General features: G+C 41.3%; 11 protein-coding genes. 8 read left to right on the forward strand and 3 right to left on the reverse strand.

Annotated elements, in window-relative coordinates; all coding sequences use genetic code 11:
• Positions 1 to 52: 52 nt before the first annotated feature.
• The 4 genes from G3R48_RS07790 to ruvB are packed head-to-tail and all read left to right on the forward strand — an operon-like array spanning position 53 to position 2,970.
• Positions 53 to 805 (forward strand): YebC/PmpR family DNA-binding transcriptional regulator, encoded by a 753-nt coding sequence (locus G3R48_RS07790; RefSeq protein WP_153663595.1) that lies wholly within the window; start codon positions 53 to 55, stop codon positions 803 to 805.
• A 6-nt stretch (positions 806 to 811) separates the two neighbouring features.
• Positions 812 to 1,333 carry a crossover junction endodeoxyribonuclease RuvC gene (ruvC, locus tag G3R48_RS07795; RefSeq protein ID WP_153663593.1) on the forward strand — a complete coding sequence of 174 codons (522 nt, stop codon included), beginning with the start codon at positions 812 to 814 and terminating at the stop codon, positions 1,331 to 1,333.
• A complete protein-coding gene (gene ruvA, locus G3R48_RS07800; protein ID WP_153663591.1) occupies positions 1,330 to 1,947 on the forward strand; it encodes a Holliday junction branch migration protein RuvA in 618 nt (205 codons plus the stop codon). Before ruvC ends, ruvA begins: the two co-directional genes overlap by 4 nt.
• 18 nt (positions 1,948 to 1,965) lie before the next feature.
• Positions 1,966 to 2,970, forward strand: a complete 1,005-nt coding sequence (gene ruvB / locus G3R48_RS07805) for a Holliday junction branch migration DNA helicase RuvB (RefSeq protein WP_153663589.1) — start codon at positions 1,966 to 1,968, stop codon at positions 2,968 to 2,970.
• Between the two features lie 332 nt (positions 2,971 to 3,302).
• Here ruvB and pyk read toward each other — a convergent pair whose 3' ends face one another.
• Both pyk and G3R48_RS07815 read right to left on the reverse strand, forming a co-directional pair.
• Positions 3,303 to 4,742 (reverse strand): pyruvate kinase, encoded by a 1,440-nt coding sequence (pyk, locus tag G3R48_RS07810; protein ID WP_153663587.1) that lies wholly within the window; start codon positions 4,740 to 4,742, stop codon positions 3,303 to 3,305.
• A 296-nt stretch (positions 4,743 to 5,038) separates the two neighbouring features.
• Positions 5,039 to 5,893, reverse strand: coding sequence for a MurR/RpiR family transcriptional regulator (locus G3R48_RS07815; protein WP_153663585.1), 855 nt, complete (start codon positions 5,891 to 5,893; stop codon positions 5,039 to 5,041).
• Between the two features lie 330 nt (positions 5,894 to 6,223).
• On the opposite strand from G3R48_RS07815, the gene zwf reads away from it, so the two are divergent.
• From zwf to G3R48_RS07835, 4 genes are read left to right on the forward strand one after another with little or no spacing between them, the layout of a single operon-like run.
• Positions 6,224 to 7,693 carry a glucose-6-phosphate dehydrogenase gene (gene zwf / locus G3R48_RS07820; protein WP_153663583.1) on the forward strand — a complete coding sequence of 490 codons (1,470 nt, stop codon included), beginning with the start codon at positions 6,224 to 6,226 and terminating at the stop codon, positions 7,691 to 7,693.
• Between the two features lie 8 nt (positions 7,694 to 7,701).
• Positions 7,702 to 8,400: a 6-phosphogluconolactonase gene (pgl, locus tag G3R48_RS07825; protein WP_153663581.1), complete on the forward strand. Its 699-nt coding sequence runs from the start codon at positions 7,702 to 7,704 to the stop codon at positions 8,398 to 8,400.
• Between the two features lie 12 nt (positions 8,401 to 8,412).
• Positions 8,413 to 10,242 (forward strand): phosphogluconate dehydratase, encoded by a 1,830-nt coding sequence (gene edd, locus G3R48_RS07830; protein ID WP_153663579.1) that lies wholly within the window; start codon positions 8,413 to 8,415, stop codon positions 10,240 to 10,242.
• A gap of 13 nt (positions 10,243 to 10,255) precedes the next feature.
• Positions 10,256 to 10,897, forward strand: coding sequence for a bifunctional 4-hydroxy-2-oxoglutarate aldolase/2-dehydro-3-deoxy-phosphogluconate aldolase (locus tag G3R48_RS07835; protein ID WP_153663577.1), 642 nt, complete (start codon positions 10,256 to 10,258; stop codon positions 10,895 to 10,897).
• Positions 10,898 to 11,111: 214 nt separating this feature from the next.
• Here the strand turns inward: G3R48_RS07835 and G3R48_RS07840 are convergent, their stop codons facing one another.
• Complete coding sequence (locus tag G3R48_RS07840) at positions 11,112 to 12,428, reverse strand: anti-phage deoxyguanosine triphosphatase (RefSeq protein ID WP_246504620.1); 1,317 nt, start codon at positions 12,426 to 12,428, stop codon at positions 11,112 to 11,114.
• Positions 12,429 to 12,658: the final 230 nt, after the last annotated feature.

The following is a 12,658-nucleotide window of genomic DNA, read 5'->3' on the forward strand; positions in this document are numbered from 1 at the left end:
TATATTAGCAACTAAATCGGATTAAATAAGTACAACATTGTGGAGAACAGACATGGCAGGTCACAGTAAATGGGACAATATAAAACATCGTAAAGCGGCTCAAGACGCTAAACGTGGCAAGCTTTTCAGTAAGTTTATCCGTGAATTAACTGTTTCTGCTCGCGAAGGGGGTTCTGATCCGGATGCAAATCCTCGTTTACGTGCCGCTATTGATAAAGCCTTGTCTAACAATATGACTCGCGATACTGTCGAACGAGCAGTAAAACGTGGCGCGGGTGAATTAGATGGACAACACTTAGACACGATTATTTATGAAGGTTACGGCCCGGGCGGAACGGCGGTGATGGTTGAAACCATGACCGATAATAAAAATAGAACCGTGTCAGGTGTACGTAATGCCTTTAGTAAATCAGGTGGCAATTTAGGCACAGATGGCTCAGTGGCTTATATGTTCACCAAAATGGGTGTTATTTCTTACAATGCTGACGTTGATGAAGACGAACTAATGGATGCAGCGCTTGAAGCGGGCGCAGAAGATGTGATTACTCATGAAAATGGCGTATTTGACGTGTTTACCACACCAGATGCATTTGGTAGCGTGAAAGATGCTCTTGATGGCGGCGGTTTTGAGTCAATCAACGCCGAAGTCACCATGATTGCTGGCACAAAAGCTGAACTAGATGCTGACACCGCCGCAAAATTTATGCGCTTGATTGACAACCTTGAAGATCATGATGATGTGCAAGAAGTCTATCATAATGCAGACATCTCGGATGAAGTGATGCTTATATTGAGTGAAGCATAAATATTCATGGCGATCATTTTAGGAATAGATCCAGGTTCTCGTATTACTGGTTACGGTGTGATTGATTGCCAAGGCAGGCAACAACGTTATTTAGGTAGCGGTTGTATTAGAACGTCAGGCGATGACTTAGCACCGCGTTTACAACAAATTTTTGTTGGAGTGTCAGAAATAATCCGTCAGTATAACCCAGAGTTATTTGCCATTGAACGGGTTTTTATGGCAAAAAATGCAGACTCCGCCCTAAAACTTGGCCAAGCGCGTGGTGCCGCAATTGTTGCGGCAACCAATGCCGGCTTGGATGTTGCTGAATACAGTGCCACCCAAATTAAATCTGCAGTTGTAGGAACTGGGCGAGCACAGAAAGCCCAAGTCCAACATATGATTAAACAAATTTTAAAACTGCCTGCGTCACCACAAGCTGATGCCGCCGATGCCTTAGCTGTTGCAGTTTGTCATTATCATACTTGTCAGAGCCTTGCCTCAATGGGCGGCAAAGCTTCAAGCAGAACTTACGGAAGATATAAATGATAGGTCGATTAACGGGGTTACTTGTAGAAAAGCAAGCACCTGAAATAGTACTAGATGTCAACGGCGTGGGTTATGAATTACAAGTGCCAATGACAAGCTTTTATGAATTACCTGAATTAGAGCAGCGTGCCACATTATTTACTCACTTTGTGGTTCGTGAAGATGCGCAATTGTTATATGGCTTTATCACCAAACAAGAGCGCGCACTATTTCGGTTATTGATTAAAACCAACGGTGTTGGACCTAAGCTTGCGTTGACAATTTTATCTGGCATGAACGCGGCTGAATTTGTCAGCTGTGTGGAACGTGATGATATTGCAACGTTAGTTAAATTGCCGGGAGTGGGTAAGAAAACTGCTGAGCGCTTGGTGGTTGAAATGCGCGATAAGCTGAAAAGTTTGCTTGAAGCATCGGCTGGTGGCGAGCACGAATTTATGCTCAAAACTAATTATACTCCCGCACCAGTTGCAGATAGTGCAGAAGAAGATGCCATTGCAGCCTTACTTGCATTAGGTTACAAACCTGCACAAGCCAGTAAAGCCGTCACCGGAGCATTTCATGATGGAATGAACTCTGAGCAATTGATCAAAGCTTCTCTTAAGTCAATGCTGTAACAAAAAGGGAGTGTCGACATGATTGAAGCAGATCGCTTAATTGAGCCGCAATTACAATCTCAAGATGAATCAATTGACAGGGCAATGCGCCCTAAATTACTAGATGAATATACTGGGCAAGACGATTCTCGTGCGCAATTAAAAATCTTTATTGAGGCTGCTAAAAAACGCCAAGAAGCACTCGATCACATGCTGATTTTTGGCCCTCCTGGTTTAGGTAAAACCACATTAGCGATGATTGTTGCTAATGAAATGGGAGTAAATATAAAGTCGACTTCAGGGCCAGTACTGGAAAAAGCAGGGGATTTAGCAGCATTGCTGACTAACCTTGAAGAAGGCGATGTGTTATTTATTGATGAAATTCATCGACTCAGTCCAGTCGTTGAAGAGATCCTTTATCCAGCGATGGAAGATTACCAACTTGATATCATGATTGGTGAAGGGCCTGCTGCGCGCTCTATTAAACTTGATTTACCACCATTTACGCTTATTGGCGCAACGACTCGCGCTGGTGCATTAACCTCACCACTGCGGGCACGGTTCGGTATTCCATTGCGTCTTGAGTTTTATAATGTCAAAGACTTAACCACTATTGTTGCTCGCTCTGCCAACGTAATGGAGTTACCAACAGAGGCCGAAGGGTGTGTTGAAATTGCCAGGCGCGCTCGTGGAACCCCGCGGATCGCAAACCGTTTATTACGCCGTGTAAGAGATTATGCAGAAGTAAAACATGATGGTGTGATTAGCAAAGATGTCGCTGAACAAGCCCTAGATTTACTCGATGTTGATATGCAAGGTTTTGATTATCTGGATAGAAAACTATTGCTTGCGATCATAGATAAATTTATGGGCGGCCCAGTGGGCTTAGATAATTTAGCTGCAGCCATTGGTGAAGATAGAGAAACCATTGAAGATGTACTAGAGCCATTTTTAATTCAACAAGGTTTTATTCAACGTACGCCAAGAGGGCGGATTGCTACCCAGCGAGCCTATGAGCATTTTAATTTGATTAAACCTGAATAATGCACTGATTTTTTACGACTATGTCGCAATCAAAATGATGTCGGCAAAGAGGCTTAATTAATGATACTCAGTTAACTATCCAAAGCAGACTTTATTCATCAATGCGCAATTTGCTGCATTGACTTACTTTAATAGTAAAACAGCTTAACGCTGATGTTTAGGTGTAGGATAGTTAACAAGTATTGCTACTTAACAGCTTCAAACAACGGATTTATGGCCAGTTAAATTTAGTCACTAACAGATACAAAAATGCCAAGCTAAGTGCTTGGCATTTTTTTAATCATTAAAGCTATAAAGTTACATTAAAAATATAGATTTAATGCAAAGTGCGATTAAGCAACAACTAATACTTTACAAGTATTGGTGCCACCGACAGTTTCCATCGCATCACCTTTGGTCATTAATACCATGTCACCAGACTTCAAGTAGCCAGCTTCAACCATAGCATTTAATGCGGTTTTAGCTAATTCATCAGCACGAACGGTAGTAGAATCAAAATGCATTGGTTGTACACCGCGGTATAATGCCATTTTCGCTAATGTTTTCTCATGACGAGATAATGCGAAGATAGGTAATGCTGAGCTAATTCGAGACATTAAGATTGGTGTGCCGCCAGACTCAGTTAATGAAATAATCGCTTTTACACCTTCAAGGTGGTTAGCTGCATACATAGTAGATAAAGCAATTGTTTCTTCAATTGAAGAGAAGCTTTGATCCATACGGTGTTTAGATACTTTAACACGTGGATGTGCTTCAGCGCCCAAACAAACATTAGCCATTGCTTTAACAGTTTCTTCAGGGAAATCACCAGCAGCTGTTTCAGCTGATAACATCACCGCATCTGTCCCATCTAATACCGCGTTTGCAACATCCATCACTTCTGCACGCGTTGGCATTGGGCTGGTTATCATTGACTCCATCATTTGAGTCGCTGTGATAACTGCTTTATTTAATTGACGAGCACGTAGAATAAGTTGTTTTTGCACTGCAACTAATGCCGCGTCACCAATTTCAACACCTAAATCACCGCGCGCAACCATCACAACATCACACGCATTGATGACATCGTCCATTGCTTCATCAGACTCAATAGCTTCTGCACGTTCAACTTTAGCGACAATCAATGCTTTGCTTCCCGCTTCTTCTGCTAGCGAGCGAGCGAGATCTAAATCTGCGCCAGTGCGTGGGAAAGAAACCGCTAAATAATCAACATTAATCATGGCCGCTGTTTTAATGTCTGCACGATCTTTTTCTGTTAATGCAGGAGCGGTTAGACCACCACCTTGTTTGTTTATGCCTTTATTGTTTGATAAAGGACCAGCAACAATCACTGAGGTAAATACTTTATTGCCTTCAACACGTTCAACACGTAATTGAACACGACCGTCATCAAGCATTAAAATATCGCCGATAACCACATCTCTTGGTAGTTCTTTATAATCAATACCTACTTGCTGTTGATTACCTTCTCCTTTACCAAGATCAGCATCTAAGATGAATTCATCACCTATACTAAGGTGTATTTTTTTATTGTCTTTGAACGTCGACACACGAATTTTAGGACCTTGTAGATCTCCTAAAATAGCAACATGTTTGCCAAGTTCTTTAGCAATATTACGAACATCAGTAGCACGTTGTAGATGATCTTCTGGTGTGCCATGTGAAAAGTTCATACGAACAACATTTGCGCCAGCAATGATTATTTTACGTAGATTGTCATCGCGATCTGTTGCAGGGCCGAGTGTAGTAACGATTTTTGTTCTGCGGAACATGTGATACTCCGTTAATGATAATTAAAAATAAGATTTAAAAGTACAGCTACTAACTTGGTACTTCTAAGATAGATTTATAATAACAGAGATTTTTAAAAATGTAGTAAAATTACATACAGAAACACGGATATTAATGTAGATTTTTTGTGACTTATCACGAATTATCAACATAAAAAAGACCGAACGCCCAGAGTCGTTCAGCCTTTAATCAATTGTTAACACAATTTATCCACTTCAGTCTGTAAATAAAATTACCATTTTCGTTTTAAAAACAATCAAATGACTCATATCCTTGACTAAATTGTAAGATCTTTATTTACTCGAGACTCTTTTAAGACTTCTTTGACACGTTTTAAATTGTCTCTAAAGCGTGGGCCGCGGCGAAGGGTAAAACCCGTTGCCAGTACATCAACAGTGACTAATTGTGCAAGTCGTGAAGCCATCGGTAAATATAAGTCAGTGTCTTCTGGTACTTCCATCGTAACAGGTAATGTACACTCTAATGACAATGGCGAGTGGCGAGCGGTTATACCAATGACAGCAGCACCATTGTCACGTGCTATTTTAGCAATTTCTATCAGTGATTTTGTGCGACCGGTATGTGAAATCAACACCACGACATCGCCTTCATTACAATTAATGCAGCTCATACGTTGCATCAATACATCATCGAAACAAATTACAGGTACATTAAAGCGAAAGAATTTGTTTTGTGCATCATGAGCAACAGAAGCCGATGCTCCTAACCCAAAGAAGGAAATGGTCTTTGCTTGAGTTAAAACATCGACAGCTTTATTAATGGCGGCAGGATCGAGACTTTGACGGGCGGTGTCTAGGGAAGCCATTGAAGATTCGAATATTTTTGTTGTGTAAGAATCAGGAGAATCATCTTCTTCTACATGGCGACTGACATAAGGCGTACCATTAGCAAGACTTTGTGCTAAATGTAACTTAAAATCAGGAAAACCCTTTGTATCGAGGCGACGGCAAAAGCGGTTTACTGTGGGTTCACTGACATCAGCCATTTTAGCCAAAGTTGCAATACTTGAATGAATGGCGGTTTGTGGGGAGGCCAAAATAACTTCTGCAACTTTTCGCTCTGACTTACTAAACTGAGTCAGGCTTTTTTGTACCTTTTCGAGGGTATTCATAAGTATGTATCCGCTAAAATAGTGACTAATTAATTATTATTTTGAGTTTTAAAACGAAAGATAACAAAAATTTAGTTGTTAATTTACTTAATATTCGACGTCAATAAAAAATTATTTTGTCGTAAAACGATCAAATTACAACTACGTAATAGAGTATATATAAAAATCATACCAGATTTTAAGGGGATATGACCAGTTTCATGACAATGGTTAAAAAGAAAAATATAGATGCAATCATCACTATCTGTTGTTATATTACAACAAAATGTGGTTTTATTCACCAAGAGATAACAGGTGTAAACGAAAGACATTAATGGAGAACTTTGAACTATGAGTAAGTCATTAGGTGCTAAAGCATGCGATTTTGTACTATTTGGTACAAAAGGAGATTTGGCAAGACGTAAACTGTTACCTTCTTTATATCAACTAGATAAAGCTAATCTTCTAGATAAAGAAACCAAAATTATTGGTGTTGCAAAAAACGCATTTACTGCTGAGGAATTCATTGCCTTAGTCACAAAAGCATTAAATACATTTGTGAAAGAACCGCTTTGTGATGATACAGTTGCGCGTTTTTTGAGCCGCTGTCATTATATCGGCACAAATTTTACCGAGGCAGAAGGTTATGCTGCGTTTCATGAGTTATTAGAGCCTAATAAACGTGTGATGGTGAATTACTTCGCTACACCGCCTTCGATATTTGGTCATATCTGTCGTTGTTTACATGCACAAGATTTAATTAAACCAGACACGCGTGTTGTACTTGAAAAGCCCATTGGTACAGATCTGGAATCTTCACACGTGATCAACGACCAAGTTGCTGAGTTCTTTACCGAAAAGCAGGTTTATCGCATTGACCATTACTTAGGAAAAGAAACCGTTCAAAACTTGATTGCATTGCGGTTTGCCAACTCACTATTTTCATCTAAGTGGGACAACCGTACTATCGACCATGTACAGATTTCTGTTGCAGAAGAAGTGGGCATTGAAGGGCGTTGGGGCTACTTTGATGGTGCAGGTCAAATGCGAGACATGATCCAAAACCATTTATTACAAGTGTTAACTTTGGTTGCAATGGATCCACCAGTTAATTTGGATGCTGACAGCATTCGAGATGAAAAAGTTAAAGTACTTAAATCATTGCGGCCTATTAATCAGACCAATGTGTTTGAAAATACCGTTCGCGGACAATACTCTTCAGGCTACTTAAAAGGCTCGCCTGTTCCAGGTTATCTAGAAGAAGAAGGCGCAAATGTTCACTCCAATACTGAAACGTTTGTCGCGCTTCGTGTTGATATTGATAACTGGCGTTGGGCAGGCGTGCCTTTTTATATTCGCAGCGGCAAGCGTATGCCATTTAAAAGTTCTGAAATCATCGTTCACTTTAAAAACCCACCACATAATTTATATAGCAGCAGCTATCGTAACTTGCCGCCTAACAAATTAACCATTCGTTTGCAGCCCCATGAAGGTGTTGAAATTCAAATGATGAATAAGGTGCCAGGGCTTGAACAGCAACAGCGCTTACAAACCACTAAATTGGATTTAAGTTTTTCCGATACTTTCAAAAATGATCGCATTGCAGATGCGTACGAACGTCTACTCCTTGAAGCCATGTTAGGTAATCAAGCGTTATTTGTTCGCCGTGATGAAGTTGAGCAAGCTTGGACTTGGGTTGACGGCATTATTCAATCTTGGGAAAAAAGTGGTGATCAACCAAAATCTTACCCTGCTGGAACATGGGGCCCGGTAGCGTCGGTTGCTCTGATCACAAAAGATGGGCGTTCGTGGGACGAATAGGAACTGACATGATTAAAGAATCCGTGTTTAAACAGTTTGCATCACCCGCTTTATTAGAAGCCACGTTGGCCGATAAAATTGCAATCCAATTACAAGAAGCTGTTGATAGTCGAGGCCGAGCAAGTTTAATCGTTTCTGGTGGTTCTACACCATTGAAACTATTTCACCTCCTTAGTCAAAAAAGTATTGATTGGAGTGATATCTACATAACTTTAGCAGATGAACGTTGGCTTGACGCTTGTGAAAAAGATTCAAACGAAAGATTAGTTAGAGAGAATCTTTTGCAAAACCGCGCTGTTAATGCCAAGTTTCGTGGCTTAAAAAATATGTTTGCTACCCCTGAAGAGGGCGTGGATATGACCACAGAATTATTAGCCAATTTCCCGCGCCCGTTTGATGTTGTTATTTTAGGAATGGGCACTGACGGCCATACTTGTTCCTGGTTTCCGTGCAGTAAAGAGCTAGAACAAGCATTAACAACTAAAGATTTATGCGCTGCGGTTAATCCCACCACAGCGCCGCATCCAAGAATCACGCTTTCTAAAGATGCAATTTTAACAAGTCGACAAATTTATTTGCACCTTGTTGGCGCATCAAAACTGTCTGTATATCACCAAGCTTTAGCTGGTGATGATCAAAATAAAATGCCTATTAGAGCGGTACTGAGCCAACGTCAAACGCCGGTTGATGTGTTCTATAGTGCATAAGGAGTAAAAGTTATGAATTCAGTAGTTCAAGAAGTCACTGATCGCATTATTGCTCGTAGTCAACAATCACGAGCCGCCTATTTAAGCGCGTTACAAGATGCCAAAGCAAAAGGGGTGCATCGAAGCGCGTTAAGCTGCGGTAATTTAGCTCACGGTTTTGCTTCTTGTCAGCCAGTAGAGAAAGAATCATTACGCCAGTTTACTAAAGCCAATATAGGTATTGTGACTGCGTTTAATGACATGTTATCAGCGCACCAGCCGTATGAAACATATCCTGAACTGCTGAAACAAGCTTGTGCGGAGGTCGGCAGTGTTGCTCAAGTTGCAGCTGGCGTACCCGCGATGTGTGATGGTGTCACTCAAGGGCAAACGGGGATGGAATTGTCACTGTTAAGCCGTGAAGTGATCGCCATGGCGACCGCGGTAGGTTTGTCGCACAACATGTTTGATGGCGCGTTGTTACTAGGTATTTGCGACAAAATTGTGCCAGGTTTATTAATAGGGGCATTAAGTTTTGGCCATTTGCCCATGTTGTTTGTGCCTGCCGGCCCGATGAAATCAGGTATACCTAATAAGGAGAAAGCACGTATACGCCAGCTTTTTGCTCAAGGCAAAATTGGTCGTGAGGAGCTTTTAAAAGCAGAATCGGCATCGTATCACAGTGCTGGCACATGTACTTTTTATGGCACAGCTAATTCTAACCAGCTGCTGCTTGAAGTGATGGGGTTACAGCTTCCAGGCTCTTCATTTGTCAATCCTGATGATCCACTGCGCGAAGCATTAAATAAAATGGCGGCTAAGCAGGTTTGTCGTTTAACCGCGCTGGGGACTCAATACACCCCGATTGGTGAAGTTGTCAATGAAAAATCCATTGTCAATGGTATTGTCGCGTTACTCGCAACTGGTGGTTCTACTAACTTGACTATGCACGTTGTTGCGGCAGCGAGAGCTGCTGGCATTATTGTAAACTGGGATGATTTTTCAGACCTTTCTGATGCTGTGCCGTTACTTGCACGTGTATATCCAAACGGTCATGCAGATATAAATCATTTTCATGCCGCCGGTGGTATGGCGCTATTAATTAAAGAATTACTTGATGGCGGTTTGTTGCATGAAGACGTGCAGACTGTTGCAGGTAACGGCCTTCGCCGTTATACCCAAGAACCGAAACTTCTTGATGGCGAACTACAATGGGTAGATGGCCCTAATCATAGCCTAGATACTGAAGTATTAACGCATTTTGCTACGCCATTCCAAGCTAATGGTGGGTTGAAGTTAATGAAAGGCAATTTAGGCCGCGCAGTAATTAAAGTCTCTGCTGTTAAAGAGGATAACCGTTTTGTTGAATCGCCGGCAGTGGTGATTGACGATCAAAACAAGCTAGATGCTTTATTCAAAGACGGCCAATTAGATAGAGACTGTGTGGTCGTTGTTAAAGGTCAAGGTCCTAAAGCTAATGGTATGCCTGAATTACATAAACTCACGCCATATCTTGGTACTTTACAAGATAAGGGGTTTAAAGTGGCATTAGTGACAGACGGCAGAATGTCTGGTGCGTCAGGTAAAGTCCCTGCGGCTATTCATTTAACACCTGAAGCAAGTTGCGGTGGACTAATTGGTAAAATTCAAGATGGCGACTTAATCCGTGTTGATGCCTTAACCGGCGAATTAAGCCTGCTTGTTGATGAGCAAGAGTTAAACGAACGTGTTACGCAACCGCTCGATCTTTCAAGTAATAGTGTTGGAATGGGGCGTGAGCTCTTTAGTGCATTGCGCAGTAACTTTAGTAGCCCAGAAACTGGTGCTCGCAGTACTAACAGCATTGATGAGCAATTAGTTTAAGGAAGTTAATTTAATGTCAAATACGAATTGGATGACACAACCGGCTGATATTTTCAAACGTAGCCCTATTGTACCAGTCATGGTGATTGAAGATTTAGATGATGCAGTACCTTTGGCAAAAGCCTTAGTAGCAGGTGGGATTAGTGTTTTAGAAGTGACATTACGCACCCCTTGTGCATTAGCGGCAATTGCTAAAATTGTGCAAGAAGTGCCAGAAGCTATTGTTGGAGCAGGTACTATTTTAAATGAAGCACAATTACAGCAAGCGATTGATGCGGGATCTCAATTTATTATTACTCCAGGTTCAACTGTTGATATTCTTCATGCAGCAAAAAAAGGTCAAGTACCTTTAATACCTGGTGTGGCCAGTATTTCTGAGGTAATGGTGGGTATGGAATTAGGTTATACCCATTTTAAATTTTTCCCAGCAGAAGCTTCAGGTGGGGTGAATGCCCTTAAATCGTTTGCTGGCCCATTGGCTGACATACGCTTTTGTCCTACTGGTGGTATTGGCCCTAGCAGTTATCAAGCGTATTTAGCGTTAAGCAATGTTGACTGTATTGGGGGGAGCTGGATTGCACCAACCGATGCGGTTAAAGCTAAAGACTGGTCGCGTATTACTCAACTATGCCAACAAGCATTGGCGGCACTATAAACATTTCGTACCACATAAAAGGCCGACATCACGTCGGCTTTTTTGTCTCTGCAGCATAATAAGTGGCGTTATTTTTAGCATTGATGTGTAAGCTGCCCATTCTGACTCTTGCTTGGGTATAATTGGTCCTTTTTAAGTAACAATTTCGCTACTAATGACCGCATTCAAGTGGATGTAGTGCTTCTTGCTTTGTTGCTGCGTCAACGTTGGGTTGTTATCTATCTAGCGAGATATCGACTAAGCCCATATTCTTACTCGAGAATAGCTGTTGGTGTAATTTCGAAGCAAACCCATCGGTCATACCAGAAATATAATCTGCAATTACACGCATACCACTATTGTTTTCCGTCTGCGCGGTTTGCCAACGTACTTGGGTATTTTGGGGTAACAATCTCAGTGGATCGCAAGCAAATGCTTCAAATAATTCCATCACGATTTGTTGCCCTTTAAATTCTAGCATTTGGACTTCAGGCTTTTTTATGACAAAGCGATACACAAATTGCTTCAACACCTCTAATGTTTGTGCAAACTCCGCTTCTAAAACTGCGTTATAACGCAGCAGTAAGTCTGTAAAAGCCGTATTTTGTTTTATGCTGATTGCAGTAACAAAACCATTGACCAATGTCCCAATTGCATCTTTTCGTAAATGATGTTCATTAGAAAATAATTTATCGCCAATACGATTTATTTCATAAATTAGCCAAGGGTCGGTGAGCTTGGCTAATGGTTCAACAACATACTGTTGCCACTGCGACAGGCTAACAATGCCCATTACAATTGCATCTTCAAGATCATGAACGGCATAGGCAATATCGTCAGCAAGTTCCATGACTGAACAGTCTAGCGACTTATTTTGGGTTTTAAGGTGTGGATAATGTGGGATAGTGCTACTTGGCGCAGATGTCTGCAATAACTGTTTATCAGTGTCATTTAGTGTAGCTAATACCCAATCTAGTATTGATTGGTCATCATCGTACACGCCTTTGACAGATTGCCATTGTGATGGTTGTAATTGCCTAAAGTTAGTAATGTCTGGATGTGGTGTTTTAATCAATAAAGATGAAAAAGTGGCGGGGTACTTTAATACGCCAAGTAATGTACGGCGAGTTAAATTCATACCCCAATGGGTTGTGTAAGGTTCTAGGCGAGCTAAAATTCTAAATGTTTGGCCGTTACCTTCAAATCCACCATGATGACGCATCATATAGTTCAATGCGACTTCTCCACCGTGCCCAAAAGGTGGGTGGCCAATATCATGTGCTAAGCATAATGCTTCAATTAAACTGTTCGATTTTAATAATGGGGCGAGGTCTGGATGCTTTCGCTTTAGTTGCGCGCTAATGCCATTGCCTATTTGTGAGACTTCTAATGAATGAGTTAATCGAGTACGATAAAAATCGTTCATGCCGACACCTAATACTTGAGTTTTGGCCTGTAGGCGCCTGAATGCGGCTGAATGAAGAATACGTGCTCGGTCGCGTTGGAACGGACTACGGTGATCATGTCTCCTTAGTTTATCTTCACCATGCATGCGCTCATTCCAGCTCGGCGTTGAATCGCTAATACCTTGAGTGACGTTAAGTTGCTCAGAATTAAATTGGGTCACTGACATAATGTTAAACCTTATAACTAACTCATGATAATTAACTCATGGATTTGAGTGGGGGCGAAGAACACACGATACATTTATTTATCATAACCTTAGCTGGCCCTCAGTGCCTATAGGCTTTACTAAATATTCACCGTAAGTCGGTTGTTTGT

This window comes from Shewanella intestini, from assembly GCF_018221465.1.
Lineage (GTDB): Bacteria > Pseudomonadota > Gammaproteobacteria > Enterobacterales > Shewanellaceae > Shewanella > Shewanella intestini.